This is a genomic window from Chryseobacterium camelliae, assembly GCF_002770595.1.
Taxonomy (GTDB): Bacteria; Bacteroidota; Bacteroidia; order Flavobacteriales; family Weeksellaceae; genus Chryseobacterium; species Chryseobacterium camelliae.
Map to the genome: position 1 here is coordinate 3,199,980 of NZ_CP022986.1, position 20,702 is coordinate 3,220,681.

Genomic DNA, 20,702 nt, shown 5'->3' on the forward strand with positions numbered 1-20,702 from the left:
CGGAATTTACCGGCAGGTCATAACAAAATAATTGATATGAAGAATGATAATTCTTACCGTGTCCTGCTCTTGATGGCATCGGAAGCTCCTTCGATATCCCGTACTTTCTTCACCTTTTTATTTCCGAAATTATACGTGATGCTGAAAGTGGCTCCTCTGTTGTACTGGTCATTACGGATGTAATTGTAGTTCCCGTTTGCCTGTGTATCTTCTATTTCTACAATATTCGTACGCAGTACATCCTCAAGGTTTAAGGCAAAGGTCCAGTCGTTCCAGATTTTTTTCACGCTGATATCAAGGCTCATCAGGTTTTTAAGCAATCCAAGCTCGATCTGCTGTTTGTCTACAAAAAAATAGTTTACACCGAGGAACCAGGATTTGTTCTTGTCCAGCCGGAGCGTATTGTTCGTCTGGATCATTAAGCTTGTAGATTTGGTTTTATTGGTATAGGTATCGAATACCTGACCGGTAGTAGGATCCGTATTCAGTGTCCCGTTATTGATGTTATGCTGGAATCCTGCATTAAAGTTCGTAGTCAGGTAACCTTTAAAGAAGGTTTTCTGGATTCCGGCCATCGCAGACATTTCCTGCTTGGTCCCGAAGTTGGTCCTGATATAGGCCAGCTGAACTTTTTCAATATTATTCTCCGTGTAGGTCCTTTGTAAAGGAACCTGGGTAATAACATCTTTAAACAGCGAGTGGTTTAAGATCAGGAAATAAGAATTCTTATACATATAGGTCAGTTCCTGGTTATACGTAGAGGCTGCTTTTACAAAAGGATTGTTTTGGGTATAATTGTTTTCGGTGATGATGTTTTTTACCGGATTCAGTTCCCAGAAACTCGGCCTTCTCATCCGGCTTGAAAATGAATAGGAAAGATTGTTCTTATCATTGATAGCATAGTTGAAGCTCAGGTAAGGAAGCAGGTTCTGGTAATTGCGTTCAATTTTCTGGTATTCCGGCTGTTTTGCATTATCCGAGGTTCCAAGGCTGCTGGTGATCTCATAACGGGCACCTGCTTTTCCGGAAAACTTGTCGGAGAACTTCTTTTCAAAGGTTACATACAGGCCATAAATGTTTTCATCATATATAAAGTGATTCGGGTCTTCTTTGGTCTCGGTTTTCAGTAATGTACCATCATCATTATAGCTGTAATTGAAAGTGGTATTGCGGGTATCATTATCTGTTTTGGTCTTGTTGAAATTACCGCCCGCAGAGAATGTAAAATCATTTTTAAATTTCTGGATGTAGTCTACCGTTCCGGAAAAGTTATTGATGCGCTGCGGGATATTCTGGATGATCATTTTACTGATCTGTGAAAAGTCATTGGCAGAACCCGGCAGCATGGTCTTGTTATCTGAGTATTGAAATCTCTTATAGTTGAGGTAAGCAGCATTCACATTAAGCTTACTCCCCAGTGAGTCCAGCTTCAGCTCATAATTAAGATTGACCGAGTTATTGTAATTCCTCGCATCTTCCTTATTCTTGGTGCGGGTATAATTGGTGGAAATCAGGTTTCCGTTGCTGTATTGGGTGATGGTATTTAAAAGGTCGATCGTGGAATTATAGCTCTTATTGGCCCATGAATTCCATGAAAGCGCCAGGTTGCTTTTATCGTTCAACTGATAATCAACATTCAGGTACCCTCCTATGTTTTTATTAGGGTCATCAATATTTCCTACCGACTCATTCCTGATATTACCTGTCCCGTTTTTCAGGATATAGCCCTGGGGGTTAATATTTTCTCCTCCGCTGAGGCTGGAGCTGATGCCTAATTTATCCTTACGGTAGTTGACAGAAAAGCTCGCCTGGCTTGCATTGTATTTATTCTGGCTGTTGGACATTCTCATCGTGCCGCTGGTTCCGTCGCTCATCCTTTTCTTCAGGATGATATTGATGATGCCATCCGAAGATTCCACCTGATATTCACTTCCCGGAACCGTAATTACCTCGATTTTCTGAATGTTTTCAGCCGGGGTATTTTTAAGGAACTGTACCAGGGAATCCGCATCCATATTGGTCTTTCTTCCGTTAAGGTAAATTAAGGCATTGTTTTTTCCGGCAATTTTCAGTGTTTTATCATCTGTGGTAGACAGCAGAGGCATCTGTTTCAGAAGGTCAAAGGTGGTATTTCCTTTCGATACCGGTGAAGCGGCTACGTCATAAACAAAGCGGTCACTTTGTTTTTTAAATACCTGTTTCGTGATGGTCACTTCATCAATGGACTTCGTTTTAACGGAATCAGTCTTTTTCTCCTGGGCGAACGTAAGACCGGTGAAGAATATGGCAGCAATGAGAATGGTTGTTTTCATGAGTGTAAATCTATTTAATAGCTTGTATTTTTTATTATCTAACATTGCAAAGATATATATTAATTTTAGTAGCATGCAATACAAAGTACTTAAAATGTTTTTGAATAAATTTTAATTTATTGGTTTTCAGTATGTAAAATTTATATTAAAAAAATTGCTATCGATAATTATATACTGAAAAGACAATTTTGAGCGGAGAAGTATTACATGATTAGGTAAATAATTTAGAAATTAGTTTAGACTATAATAATTATTCTTACTTTAGGGAAAAATTAAATAAATTTTATATGAAGAAAAACTACTTATTATTATTGCTTTTATTGCTTGTATTCTCCTGTAAAGACGGATATCTCTCAGAATCTCCCGGAGAAGAATCAAATCCGGGATCAAGCTATAATTTCGGAAATGCGGTTCAGAGGAATTTTCAGGGTGTAGTTCTGGATACCGGCGGAATGCCTGTTTCCGGTGCTACGGTTACTATCGGATCAAATACAGTCACTACTGACAACAAAGGGTTATTTGTTTTCAAGAATGTATCGGTCAGTGAAAATTTTGCCCATGTAAAAGTGACGAAAGCAGGATATGTGAACGCATCAAGGGTAATGGTTCCTACAGATGGAATGAACCGGATCAACATCATGATGATCCCTGTTACTACAACGGCTGCAGTTTCTGCAGGTTCTGCTTCTACAGTTGCTCTGCCAGACGGCACCCAAGTAAAATTTGACGGAAGCTTTAAAGATGCTAACGGAAATGCCTATTCGGGAACCGTAAAGGTATCACTGTATCATCTTACACCATCCAATACCTATCTTAACGAACTGATGCCGGGATCCTTTTTGGCTACCAATGCAACAGGAAATGCAAGGGCAATGGAAACCTTCGGAATGCTGCATGTGCAATTGACGGGAAGCTCGGGACAGAACCTTCAGATTGCCAACGGACATACTGCTGAAATTACTGTTCCTATTGATGCCACACAAACATCAAATTCACCTGCCACTATTCCGCTTTGGTCATATAACGAAACGACAGGGATGTGGAATGAAGAAGGAACTGCATCGAAAGTCGGAAATGCATATGTGGGAGCTGTAAGCCATTTTTCATGGTGGAACTGTGATATACAGTTTCCTCAGGCCACCATTAAAGTTCATGTTAAAACCTCTTCCGGACAGGCTTTACCGAATCTTGTAGTAACATTAAAAAGAATGTCGCAGGCTTACGATGTGTATGGCAGCACAGATAATACCGGTATGGTATCCGGCATTGTACCGGCAGGGGAAATACTCACGTTAAAAGTATATGATGCCTGCCATGTTGTGATCTATACGGCTAATATAGGTCCCTTTACTGCCGGAAGTACTATTGTGTTACCGGACATCCTATTACCGATACCACCTTCACTGCTTTATACAATTAAGGGAAGTCTGAAAACCTGTGCGAATGCGAATGTAACAGATGGTTATGTAGTGTTTAAAACTGCCGGAGCCGGAAACTACTTCCAGTATATGTCGGTTCCTGTTGATAACGCTGGCAACTTCACTTTCAATACCTATTCCTGTACAGCAAATCCGCAGTTTACTTATGAAGGACTTGATATCAATAATTTGCAGACGACTAATGAAGTTGCATTTACGGCTACCGCTAACCTGATGAACTTAGGCAATATTACCGTATGCAATCCTACAAGTGAATTCATCATCTACAAAATAGATAATCAAACTATGGTTACCGTATTAGGATCCTTTGATGCAAAATGGTCAGGATTAACCTCCTCGTCACCCAACATTCCTGTAAAGCAGCTAAGAATAAGCTCAATGAATCCTGCCGGTTCGTATTTTTCCATTGTACAGAACAATATGCTGGGGGCTGCAGCAAGTTTTACTACCGATTATTTAATAGTAGTGGCAGGAACAGATATTCTTCCGGGTAACGGAAATATGATGATTAACATAAGTTCCTTCGGAACGGTAGGGGATTACATTGATTTTACCGTTAACGGTACCTATACGAATACATCCGGAAGCCATACCCTCACGGCAACGGGACACGTTAAAAGGGATCTGTAATCGCTTAAAACAAAAAGGACCGGAAGGTCCTTTTTTATTTTATTCTCTGTCAAATCTTGCCAGGCTTTTATCAATCCAGATCGTTGCAAAAGGAAAAAAGGCTGCAATCAATGAGAAAACACTGTCTTCATCATCCCAGAGATATATTTTTCTGATTGAAGGCAAAAACAGAAGATAAAGTGAAAAGAAGAAACCATGAATACTACCGATTGTACTGATGTAAATGATCGGTAACACTCCATCGGGATCTATACGTATCCAGGTCATTGCGGTAAATAGGAAAAACCAGGAAACGGCTTCTGCAAGACAAATCTGCTTAAACCATTTGATCACTTTTTCCTGTGGATATTTTGAGAAAAATTTTTCGATGAAATTCATAATGACAGGATTAAGGTTTTGAGGAACTGAAACGATATTTCCGCTTAAACCCTTTCAATGCAAAATTACTTATAAAAACTGCTTCCGTCCAAATATTCGAAGACTTCCGGCGGCAGCATCGGCCTCACGTTCTTCCCTTCCCGGATCATGGCCCGGATTTCCGTGGCGGATAATTCGATCACCGGGGCTTTAACCAGCGAAATATTACTGTGATTGCTGTATGGTGAATCTGCTTTAGGCCCTTCAGATAGTCTTGGATAAACGATGATGTGGTGGCTTTCCACCAGGCGATCCGCATTCTTCCATTTGTGCAGGCTGCTGAGGTTATCTTCACCCATAATCAGGCTGAAAGAGTGATCAGGATATTTTTCATGCAGGTAGGTCAGTGTATCTACAGTATAACTGGGCTTTGGTAAAGAAAACTCTATATTGGACGCCCGCATATTCGGGTAGTTCTTTACCGCAAGCTGAACCATGTCAAGCCTGTTGTGGTCGCTGAGCAGGGTCTTCTTATCTTTAAAAGGATTCTGTGGGCTTACCACAAACCACAGCTCATCCATGTCTGAATTTTCCAGGATGTAATTGGCCAGGATAAGATGGCCGATATGGATAGGATTGAAGGATCCGAAAAATAAACCAATTTTTTTCATGGGTCTGATAGCAGGCTGCATCCTGATAAAACGGTAACCGTCTTAACCAATACAGATTAATATGTTATGAGAATCCACAAAATGACTGTGGATCCGTTTGATTATATTTAATTCCTGAACCTCACATCCTTGATGTTGAGATAATGGGTCACATTGCCTTTCCAGTGGTTTTCTTCCAGGGTAAACACAAGGTCGAAACTTTTGGTCCTGAAATCGTCGGCAAACTGCCCCAGCTTGAAACCTACGCATTCAATATTCCTTCCGGTAGATTCCTGCCTGATATAAAACTTAAGGTGGTTGTTGTCTTTCCCCATGGTTTTGATATATCCCGAAACCCTTTGCCTGGTCAAAGCCAGGATCGGCTTCATATTGTGCGGTCCGAAAGGAGCCAGTTTCCTGTGGAAATTAATGAACTCCCGGTTGATCTCATCAATATGGATTTCCGAGTCGATGGTAATCGAAGGTTCTTTCTGATGGTCTTTGATCTTTTCTGATACGATCCGTTCAAACTTTTCCTTGAATGCCTCAAATTTCTCCTTTTCCATAGACAGTCCTGCAGCAGCATGGTGCCCTCCGAATTTCAGGAAGTATTCTGAACACAGGTCCAGTGCTTCGTGTACATCAAAGTCGGCGACAGATCTTGCCGAAGCCACCATTTCGCCATTGTTTCCGTCCGTAAAGACCAGGGTAGGGCGGTAATAGGTTTCAATAAGTCTTGAAGCGACGATGCCAATAACACCTTTGTTCCATTCGGGATGGTATACAATGGTCGTCAGCCGGCTTTCCTGCTGGGATTCAATGATCTGGTTCAGCGCAGACAGGGTAGAATTCATATCCAGCTCGCGCCTTTCATCATTCAGGTCCATAATGTCGCTAACGATCTGATGCGCGTGTTTCAGGTTATCAGAAACCATCAGTTCAACAGCAGCTTTACCATGGGAAATCCTTCCGGCAGCATTGATTTTAGGAGCGATTTCAAAAACGATATTGGAGATCTCAAAATGAGAAAGCTTATCATCCGGAATCAGCAGCCTCAGCCCGAGGTTGCGGGTTTTCCTGAGTGTTTTCAGGCCCATCTTAGCCAGTACACGGTTCTCACCGGTCATGGATACGATATCGGCGGCTATGGAAATAGCAAGAAGGTCCGTCAGCTCAAACAGTTCAGCTTCCGGTATCCTGTAAATGGTATTCAGTCCCTGGCAGAGCTTGAATCCGACTCCGCATCCGGAAAGCTCTTTGAAAGGATACCGGCAGTCTGTCCGCTTAGGATCCAGGACGGCAACGGCATCGGGAATTTCCTCTCCCGGAAGGTGATGGTCGCAAATAATGAAATCAATTCCGGATTCCTTGGCATAATTAATCATGTCAATGGCCTTGATCCCGCAGTCAAGCGCAATGATCAGAGAAAAACCGTTGTCGCGGGCAAAATCGATGCCTTCTGTTGAAATACCGTACCCTTCGGAATTCCGGTCAGGGATATAATAATCCAGGTACTTTTTCTGGACAATTTTGCTGAGGTAAAGATACACCAAGGCTACGGCAGTGGTGCCGTCCACATCATAATCTCCGTAAATCAGTATTTTTTCTCCGTTTTCAATGGCAGTAGCGATGCGCTCAACGGCTTTCTGCATATCTGCCATCAGGAAAGGATTATGGATATCGGTTAAGTTCGGTTTGAAAAATTCTCTGGCCTTTTGATAATTGTCAATTCCTCTGAGTACGAGAAGTTTAGATTCAAAAGTTCCAAAACCAAGTGACGAACTTAGTCCATCCACGATTTCCTCATCGGGTTCAGGCTTGTAAATCCATTTTTGACTCATTTCACAAAAATAGGGAAATTTTTTTTGCTTTCATTTGTTTCAGGAGGCTATGTTAGCCTGTCTGATGCTTTTTAACAATCGGGCTGAGAAAATACCGTTACTGCTGATCTTGGGCCCATGGTGTGAATGCTTGCTGGCTGAAATCATTAATTGTTTTAATGTAAATGGATTTGGTTGTCATAAGACGATTTCAGTCTATCATCAATTTACCAACCTTTTTAACTACTTAGTCTTAACCAGCACCCTGTATTCCCATGGCTTAAGGGTCATAGGAGTCTGATTGCCTGACATCACGTACGGCGTACCGGAAAACAGTTCTCTGTACTTATTTTTAAAATACTTTGTATCCAGATTCACCTTTGCATCCTGACCGGAAAAATTGATGACGGTCATTACTGCATCTCCGTTTTTTTCTCTGTAAAATGAGAGCACGTTATTCATGTTGTCATTATGAACCCGTTCCATTTCGCCGCCCCAATGGCCGTTCCATAGCGCCTGGTTGCTGTGTTTGAGTTTGAATAAAGTTTCATAAATGCCGGCGAACCTATGCTCTTTCCAGACCATCGGATCCTTTTCAAAAAAAGCAAGGCTTCTGTCCAGACCCGCTTCCTGGCCGCTGTACACCAAAGGCATTCCGTTGACAGTGCTGCAAAATACCATAGCGGCTTCAAGCCCGTCTCCGAAATTGGAAAACTGGTTTCCCTCCCATGAATTTTTATCATGATTATCGGTAAACGTCATCCGGTACGAATCGTAAGGGAAGCTGTTGACATCATGGGCCATGTATTCAAACAGGGCCGGAGCACCTTTCTTTTCAATAGTGGCCTGCTTCATTTTGTCCCAAAGCGTCCATGAATAGGTCATATCAAAAGACTTTTTATACAGATCCCGGGATTCCCATTCGGCAAGCATGAAGACAGGCTTTAACTGATCCAGTTCCGTTCTGGCGTTTTCCCAGAAATCAACAGGGATAAATCCTGCGACATCGCACCGGTAGCCATCTATATCCGTTTCAGAAACCCAGTATTTGAGAGCCTCGGTCATGTATCTCCTGAAAGCCGGTTTATTGTAATCAAAATCAATCACATCATCCCAGTCATACCATGGCGTGGGCTGGAAATTTCCTTCCCGGGTCTTCGTATACCAGTCCGGATGCTCTCTGGTCAGGGGATTGTCCCAGGCGGAATGATTCCCCACCCAATCGATGATCACGTGCATTCCCATACTGTGTATTTTGCGAACCAGGTTTTTAAAATCATTTAAGGTACCGAAATCAGGATTGATGCCTTTAAAATCCTTTACAGAATAGTAGCTGCCCAGGGTGCCTTTACGGTTAAGTTTGCCAATCGGATGAATGGGCATCAACCATATGATATCAATGCCCATTTTCTTCAGCCGCGGAAGATGCTTTTCAAAAGCTTTGAAAGTTCCTTCCTGGGTATATTGCCTGATGTTGACTTCATAAATCGTTGCGTTCTTAGACCATTCGGGATGCGTGATTTCAATATAGGGCTTTGGCTGGTAACGGACATCATTTTCCTGCGCATGCACACCCCCGGAAAATACAGTAAACATAATCAGCAGCAATATGTTTTTCATATTTTAATTTTATTCTAAGGTACACAAAAAGAAATACATAAGATCACTATATAAGACATAAAAAAACCTCAAAAATATTTTTGAGGTTTCTGTACATTTCAAGAATTCAGGATTAAGAATACATCTTTTCCTTCAGTTCCTTTACTTTTTTATCAGCAAGGTATTCATCGTAGGTCATTTCCCTGTCGATGATTCCTTTAGGCGTCAGTTCAATGATCCTGTTACAGACCGTGGATAACATTTCGTGGTCATGGGAGGCCAGTAAAAGGTTTCCTTTGAAGTTAGACAACGAGTTGTTCAAAGTCGTGATACTTTCAAGGTCCAGGTGGTTGGTAGGTTCATCCAGCAACAGCACATTCGCTTTCTGAAGCATCATCCTGCTGAACATACATCTCATTTTTTCACCTCCGGAAAGAACTTTACATGACTTTAAAGCTTCGTCCCCTGAGAAAAGCATTCTTCCCAGGAATCCTCTCATAAATTCCTCATGACGTTCTTCATCGTTTTTCGTGAACTGTCTCAGCCAGTCTACCAAGCTTAAATCTTCCTGGAAGAAATGGGTGTTGTCTAAAGGCATATGCGACTGAGTTGTAGTGACACCCCAGGCAACATTTCCTTTGTCTGCTGCAACATTTCCTGCCAGAATTTCGAAAAATTCCGTAATTGCCAGTGAATTCTTAGACAGCACAGCAACTTTATCACCTTTCTTAAGGTTTAAATCGATGTTCGAGAACAACAGTTCTCCGTCTTTTGTTTTCTCAAGACCTTTTACATCCAGAATCTGATCTCCTGCTTCTCTTTCCATTTCGAAAATAATGGCAGGGTACCTTCTGGAAGTAGGTTTGATGTCGTCAATATTCAGCTTGTCGATCATTTTCTTTCTTGCGGTAGCCTGCTTGGCTTTCGCTACGTTGGAACTGAATCGAGCAATGAAATCCTGAAGTTCTTTTTTCTTTTCTTCTGCTTTTTTATTGGCCTGTGCCCTCTGTTTGGTGGCCAGCTGGGAAGCCTGGTACCAGAAAGAGTAGTTACCGGTGTACAGGTTCAGTTTTGCATAATCAAGGTCACCGATGTGGGTACATACGGTATCCAGGAAGTGACGGTCGTGGGATACTACGATCACCGTATTCTCATAATCGGCAAGGAAATCTTCCAGCCATGAAATGGTTTCGATGTCAAGGTCGTTGGTAGGCTCATCCAGGATCAGTACATCCGGATTTCCGAAAAGTGCCTGGGCAAGAAGGACCTTTACCTTATCCTTGTTCTCCAGCTCATTCATCATCTGCCAGTGCATATCATCTTTAATTCCTACATTGGAAAGCATGGTCTGTGCGTCAGATTCGGCAGTCCATCCACCCATTTCATCATAAATAACGCCTAACTCGCCAGCCTTGATCCCGTCTTCATCAGAGAAATCTTCTTTGGCGTATAAAGCGTCCATTTCCTCTTTTATCTCAAATAACTTCTTATTTCCTCTCAGAACCGCTTCAAGAACGTTGTATTGGTCATAAGCAAAGTGATCCTGCTCCAGTACCGACATCCTTTTTCCCGGCTCCAGCGATACATGCCCTGTAGTCGGATCCTGCTTCCCTGTTAATATTTTAAGGAATGTAGATTTTCCTGCACCATTTGCTCCGATAATCCCGTAGCAGTTTCCTTTGGTAAACATAATGTTTACTTCATCAAAGAGAACTCTTTTCCCGAATTGTAAAGATAAGTTAGATACTGTTAACATATAGTTTTGTAAATTTGGCGCAAAAATACGAAAAGAATTTGGGTAAATCGTAATAATGTAATAGTCAAGTTTTTAAATGAGCCGTATTTTTCATATATTTCATTAAAGAAATTTTTTAGGATCATGAAGATTGAAAAGACAGTCAGTATAGTCAACAGAAGAGCCCGTTTCGAGTATGAAATTCTTGAGGAAATGGAAGCAGGGATGGTTTTAACCGGTACGGAAATAAAATCTTTACGGTCTTCCAAAGCATCGATTGCAGAGTCCTTCTGTCAGTTTATAGACGGGGAATTGTACATCATTAACATGATGATAGATGAATATAAATTAGGCACTTTTTACAACCACAAAACAAAAAGGGAACGGAAATTGCTGTTGCACAAAAAAGAATTACAGAAGCTTGAAAAGAAACTGAAGGATGCAGGGAACACCATAATACCCCTTAAGTTATACATTAATGACAGGGGAAAAGCTAAGGTGCTAATTGCACTCGGAAGGGGTAAAAAACTCTATGATAAAAGGGAAAGCATAAAAGATAGAGAAAATAAACGGAACCTCGACAGAGTATTAAAGAAAAGTTAAAATTCAGCTGAAAAACTTTGTGTATAAAGAAAAATTATATTTATTTTGCATTATCAATTATTTAATCATTTAATTCTATGAAAAATCTAAAATTAGGAATTTCAGCATTGGCGCTTACTGTGGCCTCTACTGTATTCGCACAGACTACCAACAATCCGTGGTTGATCGGGGTTGGTGCTCATGCGGAAAACCATATGGCGCAGAGAAACAACTTCAGTAATACGTTCTCTGCTAACAATCTTACGAAGACAATGTTCAACGTGAACAACTTCTCTATTACACCTCCGCTATCTAAACTTACCGTAGCAAGAAACGTTGCTAAAGGTTTCGTAGTAGACTGGCAGACTTCCGTAGGGAACGTTGAGAACAAAAGATTCAATATGGGGAAAGAATTCTTCCTTATGACAGGTCTTGGTTTACAGGCTAAAGCAGCAGGTATCCTTTGGAACGAAGAATCTTGGTTTGATCCTTACTTAAGAGTAGGTGCCAACTACCTGAGACACGATTACACGTCGCTTACATTCCCTAGAATGGATGCTAACGGTTATATGGTGCCTAACGGTGACAATGGTAACGAAAACGGTAAAGCAAACTTCTTTACAGTTTCTACCGGTGCAGGAGCTAACTTCTGGGTAACGAAAAACTTCGGTCTAGGTATCCAGGGAGATTATGTTTCCACTCCTGGAGACAAGTCTAACGTTGCTAACTTCTGGCAGGCTTCTGCTTCCCTATTATTCAGATTCGGAAACAGAGACAGAGATAAAGATGGTATTTTAGATAAAGATGACTTATGTCCTGATACTCCGGGATTACCAGAATTCCAGGGATGTCCTGATACAGACGGTGACGGAGTTCCAGATAAAGACGATCAATGTCCAGATGTAGCTGGTCCAGTTGAAAACAACGGTTGTCCTTGGCCAGATACAGACGGTGACGGTGTAATCGATAAAGATGACGCTTGTCCTACAGTTGCAGGTCCTGCAGAAAACAACGGTTGTCCTTGGCCAGATACAGACGGTGACGGTATCTTAGATAAAGATGATGCTTGTCCTACTGTTCCAGGTCTTCCAGAATACAACGGATGTCCTAAGCCTAAGAGTGTATCTGCTACTGAAATTGAAGAAAACTTCAGAAGCGTTTACTTCGACTTCAACAAAGCTACTATCAAGCCTGAATCTAAACCAGCATTGGATAAAGCTGCCGAAATCATCAAGAAAGATGGAGGTCACTATCTGTTAGAAGGTAGAACAGATGCTAAAGGTTCTGAGGTGTATAACCTTAAATTATCTAGACAAAGAGCTGCTTCTGTAGTTGCTGCTTTAGATGCTAGAGGTGTTGATCCTAACGCTCTTAAATCTGTAGGTGTTGGTAAAGCTAAAGCTACTGTTCCTGCAACAGCTTCAGATGCTGAAAGACAAGCAGACAGAAAAGTAGTGGTAACAGCTATTGAAGATGATGCTCAATGGAACACAATGCAGAAGAAAGATTATGAAGATGAGCCGGTTAAAAAAGCTCCAGCTAAAAAAACTACTAAGAAAAAAGTAGTTAAAAAAAGAAAATAATCAAGTTTTCTAAATAATAGATACCTCCAAGTTTTTGGAGGTATTTTTTTTTCATAGACTTTTAGTTATTTTTGTTAAAAATTATACATAGAAATGGGAAGAGCATTTGAATATAGAAAAGCTTCTAAAATGGCCCGCTGGGACAAGATGGCCAAAACATTCTCCAAAATAGGTAAAGACATTGCCTTAGCAGTAAAGGCAGGAGGTCCGGATCCTGAATCCAATCCTGCGCTGAGAAGATGCATCCAGAATGCGAAAGGGGCCAACATGCCGAAAGACAATGTAGAAAGAGCCATAAAAAAAGCAAGCGGTGCAGATGCTGAAAATTATGAAGAGGTAACTTATGAAGGATACGGACAGGGAGGTGTTGCATTTTTTGTTGAATGCACCACCAATAATACCACCAGGACAGTAGCCAACGTAAGAGCGGTTTTCAATAAATTCGACGGTAACCTCGGAAAGAATGGGGAACTTGCCTTTATCTTTGACCGAAAAGGGATTTTTACCATCGACCTGGCTCAGATCAAAATGGATTGGGATGAGTTCGAAATGGAGATGATCGACGGTGGAGCAGAAGATGTGGAAAAAGATGAAGAAGAAGTAATGATTACCACGGCATTTGAAGATTTCGGATCACTGTCGCACAAGCTGGATGAACTGGGCATCGAAGCCAAGAGTGCTGAGTTGCAGAGAATCCCTAATATTACGAAAGAAGTAACGGAGGAACAGTTCAGGGCCAATATGAAAATGCTTGAGCGCTTTGAGGAAGATGATGATGTACAGAACGTGTACCATAATATGGAGATCACTGAAGATATGATGAGCGCCTTGTAAAAATATAATATAGCATTCATATACAGTTAATTTTCAATTAGTTTCTTTGCATAAGTATGAAAAGAAACGTTGAATTAGTTGTGATATCGGATGTTCATTTGGGAACTTATGGATGTAAGGCTAAAGAGTTACTGAGGTATCTTAATTCCATTCAGCCCGGTACGCTGATACTGAACGGTGATATCATAGATATCTGGCAATTCAAAAAGTCTTACTTCCCTAAGCCACATCTGAAAGTCATTAAAAAAATACTTTCGCTTGCTACTAAAAGCACAGATGTATACTACATTACCGGAAACCATGACGAGATGTTCCGGAAATTCACCGATTTCGAATTAGGCAAACTTAAGGTATGCAATAAGCTTTGCCTCACCATCAACCATAAAAAGACCTGGATTTTCCACGGGGATGTTTTCGATGCCTCAGTACAGCATTCCAAATGGATTGCCAAGCTGGGAGGAAAAGGATATGACTTGCTGATTGTAATCAACAATGTAGTCAATTGGTTCCTGGAACGGATGGGACGGGAAAAATATTCATTCTCAAAGAAAATCAAAAACAATGTAAAGAAAGCGGTTAAATATATTGGGGATTTTGAGCTTACCGCTTCAGAACTGGCTATAGACAACCATTATGATTATGTGATCTGCGGGCATATCCACCAGCCTCAGATGCGTGAAGTCGTTAATAAGAAGGGATCATGTGTGTATCTTAATTCCGGGGACTGGATCGAAAACCTCTCTGCTCTTGAATATCATAACGGTGAATGGAATATCTTTCATTATGAAGAACATAAACACCTGCTAAAAGATGATGTTCATGATGAAATCCAGGATATCAATAGTGCAGAGTTAATGAAAATCGTAACCAGCTTTTCCTCATGAAAATCCTGTACGCATTTCAGGGCACCGGAAACGGACACATGGCAAGAGCTCAGGAAATAGTTCCTATCCTTAAAAAATATGCCTCCGTAGATACGCTGATCAGCGGACACCAGTCACAGTTGAAGGCTGATTTTGAAATTACCTTTCAGTACAGCGGAATTTCATTGCTGTATAATAAGTCCGGCGGCCTGTCATACTTTAAAACCCTAACCGGGAATAATTTTCTTGAAGCAGCCCGGGTGATCCGTTCTCTGGATCTTTCCGGATATGACCTCATCATCAATGATTTTGAACCGTTAACAAGCTGGATATGTAAGCTGAAGGGATTTCCTATGGTCGGGCTCAGCCATCAGGCTTCCATGAGCTTTAAAGAAACGCCCAAGCCGCGAAAAAAAGACTTTTTCGGGGAACTGGTCCTTCAATACTACGCTCCGTTCAGAAAGCGGATCGGCTTCCATTTTGAATCCTATCATGCCGACATTAAAAAACCAGTTATCAGAAAGAAAATAAGGAATCTCCAGCCTGACAAAAAAGGGTATTACCTGGTTTACCTTCCGAGCTATTCTGATGAAAATATCATCGGTATCCTGAAGGATATTCCTGCACAATGGAAAGTATTTTCACGGTATGCCCCGCAGGCATTTACAATAGGGAATATTGACGTATTCCCTATTGATGAACAGCAATACCTGAAATATTTTGAAAGCTGCAACGGTATTTTATGCAATGCAGGATTTGAAACACCCGCAGAAGCACTTTTCATGGATAAAAAATTATTTGTTATCCCAATCCATAACCAGTACGAACAGGAATGCAATGCCTGTGCACTGGATAAAATGGGAATCCCTAATTCCAAAGTATTAAAGGAACAGGAAATAAGAGACTGGGTAGCCTCTGATTTTCATTATCAAGTGGATTATCCGGACAATATAGAAGAAATACTGTTGCAGGAAGTATTAGGCAGATAAAAAGACATCCTCTACATCGTGCATTCTTTTCATGACTGCTCTGGCATAGGAACAGTGCGGGTACACCTTCCACTGGTTTTCACGTGCAAATTTAATGGCTTCTTCCACCAGGAATTTGCCCATTCCCCTTCCTTCAAATTCAGGATGAACCAAAACAAAGGAAATAACCAGTCTGTTCTGCTCAGGAAAAACGGTATAGGTGAGCCTTCCTACTTCTTTTATGTCATTATTAAGCGTGATAACCCCGCCATTGCCTGATTTGTTATTTTCGGTTCTCATATCTATTTTTCATTTAAAATACAAAAACTGCACCGGGAAAAGCCGCATGTGGTGAATTTTTAATGGTCAATGGTCAATCCGTTGCGCTGTCAATTTTATACTGGAAAGATTCACAATTGACTTGCGGAGCAAAATTCACGGTTGACTGAGGTTGTGAATGAGTCAATGATCAATCCGTTGCGCTGTCAATTTTATACTGGAAAGATTCACGATTGACTTGTGGAGGAAATTCACTGTTGACTGAGGTTATGAATGAGTCAATGGTCAATCCGTTGCGCTGTCAATTTATGCTGGAAAGATTCACGATTGACTTGCGGAGAAATATTCACGATTCACATTCTTCATCAGCTGTCTTTTCCGGTATAGTAATTATAGTCTTTGATGATGACATTGATAAACTGCCTTTCTGTCATTTTAGAATGGTCGATATCCAGTTTCAGGATGCTTTTTATTTTTTCGGAAAGCCTGTTGATCACCTGCCGGTCATCCGTGCGTACAGCCTTCAGGAAATTGTCTTTGATGATCCTCATATCGTTATCAGAGAGGGCAATCACCTGAGGAAAAGAAGGAAGGTAATCTTCTTTCAGGTTTTCCAGGATCGTATGGGAAATATTGATGTTATTCTTAAGGGATATAACAGCTGTTCCGGCAGCCATATCCCCAAGGCGCTTGTTATCTTTGGAAACGATCATTGAGATCAGGCCGATAACGCCTGCAAAAGAAGTGTCGATCAGCCTGAAAACCCATCGGATCATATAATCACCGAAACTGGCCTGGTATCCGTCGATTTTCACCACCCGGATCTTCATCAGTTTTTTTCCCGGAGTCTGGCCTTCCATCAGGCTTTCCAGAACGACAGGATAGATATAGACCGGAAAGGTGAGGGCGATGTACACCGCTATGACAGACCATCGGTCCATCCCGGACAGTAAGCGTCCCAAACCGAGAAAGCCAAAGAAGACATACAGGATCACGATGATGTAAGCTACTTTGATCAGCAGGTCAATAATGAAGGCCAGCATCCTTTCTCCGACGCTGGCAATACTGAAATTAATATTTACATTTTGTGAGGTATTAATCGCAATTTGAGACATAATTTTTATTATTTTAGCCTTACAATTATGAGAGAAGTTTATTTCATCAAACAAAATAAAGAAAAATGGTTGGGAATTGAACAGGTTATTCAGGGGAAAGTCAAAAAAAATCCTGATGACCTCTCATCACTGTACATCAACCTGATTAACGACCTGTCTTTTGCCCAGACGTATTATCCCAAAAGCAACACTACCGTATACCTGAATCACCTTTCATCACAGATCTTTCAGAAAATCTACAAGACCCGGAGAATAGAACAGAACAGGATCACGTACTTCTTTGGTACTGAGGTGCCGTTGCTGGTGTACGAGTACAGAAGGTATCTCCTGTATGCTTTTCTGTTTTTTATTCTGTTTACCCTGATCGGGGTAGTATCTTCCATCTACGATAAAGACTTTGTGAATATCATCCTTGGGGAGGGCTACGTCAATGAAACTATTGAAAACATTAAGAAAGGGAATGCCGTCGGGGTATATCAGAGCGGATCTACATGGGGGAGCACCATAGGAATTATCTTCAACAATATCGGCGTAGGGGCCAAGCTATATATCTACGGGATTTTTGCCGGGATAGGAACACTCTATCACCTGCTTTCGAACAGCGTAATGCTCGGGTCTTTTCAATACTTTTTTTATGATTACGGAGCTTTGAAGGACAGCGCAAGAGGTATCTGGCTTCATGGCGTCTTTGAAATATTTTCTATGGTAGTGGAAGCTATGTGCGGCCTCATCCTGGGAGCATCCATCCTTTTTCCGAAGACATTTTCCCGGTTCCAGTCTTTTAAGAACGGCTTCAGGGATTCATTCAAAATATTTTTGAGTACAGTGCCTTTCACAGTATGTGCAGGAATTATTGAGGGGTATGTTACCAGGCATGCCCTGAAAATGCCTCTCGTTCTGAATCTGATCATTATTTTCGGTTCACTGGCTGTCATAGGTTTTTACTACTTCGTTTACCCTTCTATTGTCAATAAAAAAATTAATCACTACATCCATGATGCAGTTGTATAAAAAAAGGGACTTCGGATCCTTCATCAGTGATACTTTCAGTTTCTTCAAACAATATGGGAGAAACTATTTCAGGAATTACATGCTTCTGAACGGCCTGCTTCTTATCCTGATGGTCGTGGTCATTGTTTTCGGGTTCCGGGAATTCTTCGGGGTCCTGTTCGGTTCAAACATCAGCGGTCAGAGTTATTATTTTGAGGAATATTTTCAGAATAACCTGGCGGTATTCATTGTCATCGGAATTTTCCTGGCGCTGCTTTCCACAGCTTTGATGACCATTAACTTCCTCTTTCCTGTGTTTTATATGAAACGGGTTTCGCAGGGGCAGGAAAAAATCGGGACGGATGATCTGATGACTGATTTTAAAACCAATATAAAAAAGGTTATGATCCTGTATGCAGGACTTAACTTTCTGGTCATGCCTGTAGCTTTAGTGATCTTCATGATATCCTATGCATTGATCCTGATTTTTATAGGATTGATTCTTTTGCTTTTCATTGTACCGACCCTGGTGAATGTCATTAATTTTCTATGTTTCGATTATTTTAACAGTAACAAGGGGTTCTTTGAGAGTCTGAGCTATGCTGTCCGGTCACAGTTTTCTTACCGCAACGGCAGGGAGAGCTCTCCATACTGGAAGTACTGGGGTGCCACGCTGATTATGGCAATCATTTGCCAGGTGATCATCAGTATTTTTACGGCCATACCTATGGTCATCTTTTTCATAAAATTAACCACCACAGCTTCCAATGCTGATTTTGAACAGAATCCTGCGGAAAACGGATTGGGCATCATATTTTTTGTCATTTATGGGATATCCATGCTGATGTCTTTGCTGCTGATGAATATGCAGTATGTAAATTCCGGACTGATGTATTATGACAGCAGGACAGATCTGCATCAGAAAACAGAGCTCGCAGAAATTGAAACTATCGGAACCCATGAATAAAGTCCTGATCTGCCTGCTGGTTTATTGCTTTTCCGGGTATATTTCTGCTCAGGAACGGGACAGCATGCCGCCGCCCGCAGAAGCCTATGTGGATTCAATGAGCACGGGGCATTACAAGAATATGAACCTGGCAGATTCTGTACTCGCAAAGAACCCTGTTACGGAAAATACGCTATACCCGAAAAAATTCCGGGCCAATCTTCAGCAACGATACAAAGGAGGTGAATTTGATTATTCCACAACGAAGCCCAGAGAATCATTCTGGCAGAAACTGATGAATAAGATTTACAGGATCCTGCAGGGGATCTTCGGGCAAAAGGTATTCTCCGGCTCTGCCAATATAGCGGGGATCCTGATACGCCTTTTTGCGATCATCCTGGTGGGGCTTCTGCTGTACTTTATTATCCGGTACATCCTGGTAAAGAACGGGGGCTTTTTCTTCAGCAGGAAAAACCGCAGGATTCAGATCAACCAGGAAGAGCTTCATGAGAACATTCATGAAATCAATTTTCCTAAGAGTATCGCCGACTTTGAAGCAGCAGGTGATTTCCGTTCTGCCATCCGGTACCAGTTCCTTTTTGCCCTGAAAAAGCTGAGTGATAAAAAACTGATTGTCTGGAATCCGGAGAAGACCAATAAAGATTATGTCTCGGAGCTCAAAGCACCTCATATTAAAAGCGATTTCTCTGCGCTTTCATATGTTTTTGACTATGTATGGTACGGTGAATTCAGTATTGATCAGGATAGCTATATGAAATTCCGGCAACAGTACCAGTCATTTAATCCGTAATCTAACCTGTCTCCACATGAACAAAACTTTCAAAATATATGCTTATATCTTCATCATTATCATGGTGATTCTGGCATTGTTTGAAGTCAATAAAAAAGAAACGACAGACTGGCGTAAAAACTTTGATGTCAATAAAAAATCACCGTTCGGGCTTTTTGTATTCGGTAAAGAAGCCAAAGGACTATTCGGAAATGATTTAAAAAAAATAGAAGAGACCCCGTATGATTATTATAATGAGCATACAAAAGGCGGTCATAATATCCTGGTCATAGAAAAAAGTATAGATGCCGAATCCTGGAAAGCAATCCTGGACCAGGTAAGTGCAGGAGCCGATGCTATGCTGATTGTAAGTGAAATGCCAAAGGAAATATCAGACAGTATCGGGTTTTATGATTCGCAATTGTCTTTCGAAGAACAGAACGTACTTAAACTTACAGATAAGGGCTATCAGAATGATTTCATAAAGCTGGATAAGTTTCCTTCCGGTAAAGGCTTTACCTATATAAAACCCGGTGTTGAAGTCCTTGGGAAAACGGTTGAGAAGAACAATTCTGATCAGGTTAATTTCATTAAGGCTAAATTTGGGAAAGGTACTGTATATGTTCACTGTGAACCACTGTTCCTGACCAACTATTACCTTTTGAAAAGAGGGAATACCAAATATGCTGAAGATGTGCTCTCTTATCTTAAAGACCGTGAAACGGTTTGGTTTATTGAAAGCAGTGCCGGCGGAAAATCGCAGTTTTTTATGCGGTTCATCCTCTCTAACCCTGCACTGAAATATGCATGGTGGGTATTCCTGGGCGGAATGCTGCTGTTCATCTTATTTAATGCAAAAAGGAAGCAGCGGATTGTCCCGGTAATAGAAACGCTGAAGAATACGTCCGTTGACTTTATCAGGAGCATCGGAAACCTGTATCTTCAGGAAGGTGATTTCCACGATATGATGGGCAAGAAAGCGCAGTATTTCCTGAACCGGGTGCGCATGGACCTGCTGATTGATACCCAGCACCTGGATGAGGAGTTCATAAAAAAGCTCCAGCTGAAAACCGGGAAGCCGATAGAAATGATTCAGGAAGCTGTTGCGCTGATTAAAAAGGCGCAGGACCCCTATGCTGCCGTGATGAATGAAGACCTTGGTAAAATGAATGCGCTTCTGGATAAGATTTTAAAATAATAAATAATATAA

General features: G+C 41.3%; 18 protein-coding genes. 10 read left to right on the forward strand and 8 right to left on the reverse strand.

All coding sequences use genetic code 11. The features are described from left to right. Positions 1–53 precede the first annotated feature (53 nt). Positions 54–2,312 carry a TonB-dependent receptor domain-containing protein gene (locus CGB83_RS14890; protein ID WP_100076514.1) on the reverse strand — a complete coding sequence of 753 codons (2,259 nt, stop codon included), beginning with the start codon at positions 2,310–2,312 and terminating at the stop codon, positions 54–56. Positions 2,313–2,599: 287 nt separating this feature from the next. On the opposite strand from CGB83_RS14890, the gene CGB83_RS14895 reads away from it, so the two are divergent. Beyond that, entirely contained in the window at positions 2,600–4,381 is a 1,782-nt protein-coding gene (locus tag CGB83_RS14895; RefSeq protein ID WP_100076515.1) for a carboxypeptidase-like regulatory domain-containing protein, read from the forward strand. A 39-nt stretch (positions 4,382–4,420) separates the two neighbouring features. Here CGB83_RS14895 and CGB83_RS14900 read toward each other — a convergent pair whose 3' ends face one another. The 5 genes from CGB83_RS14900 to CGB83_RS14920 all read right to left on the reverse strand — a co-directional run bounded on the left by CGB83_RS14900 (position 4,421) and on the right by CGB83_RS14920 (position 10,563). Further along, the gene (locus CGB83_RS14900) at positions 4,421–4,759 is read right to left on the reverse strand and encodes a DUF3817 domain-containing protein (protein WP_100076516.1); all 339 of its coding nucleotides are present in this window, start codon (positions 4,757–4,759) and stop codon (positions 4,421–4,423) included. A gap of 65 nt (positions 4,760–4,824) precedes the next feature. Next, positions 4,825–5,409 carry a nicotinate (nicotinamide) nucleotide adenylyltransferase gene (nadD, locus tag CGB83_RS14905; protein ID WP_100077609.1) on the reverse strand — a complete coding sequence of 195 codons (585 nt, stop codon included), beginning with the start codon at positions 5,407–5,409 and terminating at the stop codon, positions 4,825–4,827. A gap of 107 nt (positions 5,410–5,516) precedes the next feature. Further along, positions 5,517–7,229, reverse strand: a complete 1,713-nt coding sequence (gene recJ / locus CGB83_RS14910) for a single-stranded-DNA-specific exonuclease RecJ (protein WP_100076517.1) — start codon at positions 7,227–7,229, stop codon at positions 5,517–5,519. Positions 7,230–7,451: 222 nt separating this feature from the next. Continuing rightward, complete coding sequence (locus CGB83_RS14915; RefSeq protein ID WP_228419954.1) at positions 7,452–8,828, reverse strand: alpha-amylase family glycosyl hydrolase; 1,377 nt, start codon at positions 8,826–8,828, stop codon at positions 7,452–7,454. Between the two features lie 112 nt (positions 8,829–8,940). Further along, positions 8,941–10,563, reverse strand: a complete 1,623-nt coding sequence (locus tag CGB83_RS14920) for an ABC-F family ATP-binding cassette domain-containing protein (protein ID WP_100076518.1) — start codon at positions 10,561–10,563, stop codon at positions 8,941–8,943. 123 nt (positions 10,564–10,686) lie between these two features. On the opposite strand from CGB83_RS14920, the gene smpB reads away from it, so the two are divergent. The 5 genes from smpB (at position 10,687) to CGB83_RS14945 (ending at position 15,393) form a co-directional block, all read left to right on the forward strand. Continuing rightward, positions 10,687–11,145 (forward strand): SsrA-binding protein SmpB, encoded by a 459-nt coding sequence (smpB, locus tag CGB83_RS14925; protein ID WP_100076519.1) that lies wholly within the window; start codon positions 10,687–10,689, stop codon positions 11,143–11,145. Positions 11,146–11,222: 77 nt separating this feature from the next. After that, positions 11,223–12,707, forward strand: coding sequence for an OmpA family protein (locus CGB83_RS14930; protein ID WP_100076520.1), 1,485 nt, complete (start codon positions 11,223–11,225; stop codon positions 12,705–12,707). 93 nt (positions 12,708–12,800) lie between these two features. Continuing rightward, complete coding sequence (locus CGB83_RS14935) at positions 12,801–13,541, forward strand: YebC/PmpR family DNA-binding transcriptional regulator (RefSeq protein WP_100076521.1); 741 nt, start codon at positions 12,801–12,803, stop codon at positions 13,539–13,541. A 56-nt stretch (positions 13,542–13,597) separates the two neighbouring features. Beyond that, positions 13,598–14,425: a UDP-2,3-diacylglucosamine diphosphatase gene (locus CGB83_RS14940; protein ID WP_100076522.1), complete on the forward strand. Its 828-nt coding sequence runs from the start codon at positions 13,598–13,600 to the stop codon at positions 14,423–14,425. After that, positions 14,422–15,393: a glycosyltransferase family protein gene (locus CGB83_RS14945; RefSeq protein WP_100076523.1), complete on the forward strand. Its 972-nt coding sequence runs from the start codon at positions 14,422–14,424 to the stop codon at positions 15,391–15,393. The genes CGB83_RS14940 and CGB83_RS14945 overlap by 4 nt, the downstream gene beginning before the upstream one ends. Here the strand turns inward: CGB83_RS14945 and CGB83_RS14950 are convergent. Next, complete coding sequence (locus CGB83_RS14950) at positions 15,382–15,672, reverse strand: GNAT family N-acetyltransferase (protein ID WP_100076524.1); 291 nt, start codon at positions 15,670–15,672, stop codon at positions 15,382–15,384. The two genes, CGB83_RS14945 and CGB83_RS14950, sit on opposite strands and share 12 nt — an antisense overlap. 344 nt (positions 15,673–16,016) lie before the next feature. Continuing rightward, a complete protein-coding gene (locus CGB83_RS14955) occupies positions 16,017–16,766 on the reverse strand; it encodes an RDD family protein (protein WP_100076525.1) in 750 nt (249 codons plus the stop codon). A 27-nt stretch (positions 16,767–16,793) separates the two neighbouring features. Between CGB83_RS14955 and CGB83_RS14960 the strand changes: the two genes are divergently transcribed. Genes CGB83_RS14960 through CGB83_RS14975 form a run of 4 tightly spaced genes read left to right on the forward strand, consistent with a single transcriptional unit; the run spans position 16,794 to position 20,690 of the window. Further along, a complete protein-coding gene (locus CGB83_RS14960; protein WP_100076526.1) occupies positions 16,794–17,777 on the forward strand; it encodes a stage II sporulation protein M in 984 nt (327 codons plus the stop codon). Then, a complete protein-coding gene (locus tag CGB83_RS14965; RefSeq protein ID WP_100076527.1) occupies positions 17,761–18,723 on the forward strand; it encodes a DUF4013 domain-containing protein in 963 nt (320 codons plus the stop codon). The genes CGB83_RS14960 and CGB83_RS14965 overlap by 17 nt, the downstream gene beginning before the upstream one ends. Further along, on the forward strand, positions 18,716–19,513 hold the full coding sequence (locus CGB83_RS14970) for a DUF4129 domain-containing protein (RefSeq protein WP_100076528.1): 798 nt from the start codon (positions 18,716–18,718) through the stop codon (positions 19,511–19,513). The genes CGB83_RS14965 and CGB83_RS14970 overlap by 8 nt, the downstream gene beginning before the upstream one ends. A 16-nt stretch (positions 19,514–19,529) precedes the next feature. Further along, entirely contained in the window at positions 19,530–20,690 is a 1,161-nt protein-coding gene (locus tag CGB83_RS14975; RefSeq protein WP_100076529.1) for a DUF4350 domain-containing protein, read from the forward strand. The last annotated feature ends 12 nt before the right edge of the window (positions 20,691–20,702 follow it).

Excerpts from the sequence above, each read along its gene's own strand:
- smpB (WP_100076519.1), top strand. The coding sequence starts at position 10,687 with ATGAAGATTGAAAAGACAGTCAGTATAGTCAACAGAAGAGCCCGTTTC.
- CGB83_RS14935 (WP_100076521.1), top strand. The coding sequence starts at position 12,801 with ATGGGAAGAGCATTTGAATATAGAAAAGCTTCTAAAATGGCCCGCTGG.
- CGB83_RS14900 (WP_100076516.1), bottom strand. The coding sequence starts at position 4,759 with ATGAATTTCATCGAAAAATTTTTCTCAAAATATCCACAGGAAAAAGTG.
- CGB83_RS14965 (WP_100076527.1), top strand. The coding sequence starts at position 17,761 with ATGATGCAGTTGTATAAAAAAAGGGACTTCGGATCCTTCATCAGTGAT.
- CGB83_RS14920 (WP_100076518.1), bottom strand. The coding sequence starts at position 10,563 with ATGTTAACAGTATCTAACTTATCTTTACAATTCGGGAAAAGAGTTCTC.
- CGB83_RS14970 (WP_100076528.1), top strand. The coding sequence starts at position 18,716 with ATGAATAAAGTCCTGATCTGCCTGCTGGTTTATTGCTTTTCCGGGTAT.
- CGB83_RS14890 (WP_100076514.1), bottom strand. The coding sequence starts at position 2,312 with ATGAAAACAACCATTCTCATTGCTGCCATATTCTTCACCGGTCTTACG.
- CGB83_RS14955 (WP_100076525.1), bottom strand. The coding sequence starts at position 16,766 with ATGTCTCAAATTGCGATTAATACCTCACAAAATGTAAATATTAATTTC.
- CGB83_RS14960 (WP_100076526.1), top strand. The coding sequence starts at position 16,794 with ATGAGAGAAGTTTATTTCATCAAACAAAATAAAGAAAAATGGTTGGGA.
- nadD (WP_100077609.1), bottom strand. The coding sequence starts at position 5,409 with ATGAAAAAAATTGGTTTATTTTTCGGATCCTTCAATCCTATCCATATC.
- CGB83_RS14915 (WP_228419954.1), bottom strand. The coding sequence starts at position 8,828 with ATGAAAAACATATTGCTGCTGATTATGTTTACTGTATTTTCCGGGGGT.
- CGB83_RS14975 (WP_100076529.1), top strand. The coding sequence starts at position 19,530 with ATGAACAAAACTTTCAAAATATATGCTTATATCTTCATCATTATCATG.
- CGB83_RS14945 (WP_100076523.1), top strand. The coding sequence starts at position 14,422 with ATGAAAATCCTGTACGCATTTCAGGGCACCGGAAACGGACACATGGCA.
- recJ (WP_100076517.1), bottom strand. The coding sequence starts at position 7,229 with ATGAGTCAAAAATGGATTTACAAGCCTGAACCCGATGAGGAAATCGTG.
- CGB83_RS14895 (WP_100076515.1), top strand. The coding sequence starts at position 2,600 with ATGAAGAAAAACTACTTATTATTATTGCTTTTATTGCTTGTATTCTCC.
- CGB83_RS14940 (WP_100076522.1), top strand. The coding sequence starts at position 13,598 with ATGAAAAGAAACGTTGAATTAGTTGTGATATCGGATGTTCATTTGGGA.
- CGB83_RS14950 (WP_100076524.1), bottom strand. The coding sequence starts at position 15,672 with ATGAGAACCGAAAATAACAAATCAGGCAATGGCGGGGTTATCACGCTT.
- CGB83_RS14930 (WP_100076520.1), top strand. The coding sequence starts at position 11,223 with ATGAAAAATCTAAAATTAGGAATTTCAGCATTGGCGCTTACTGTGGCC.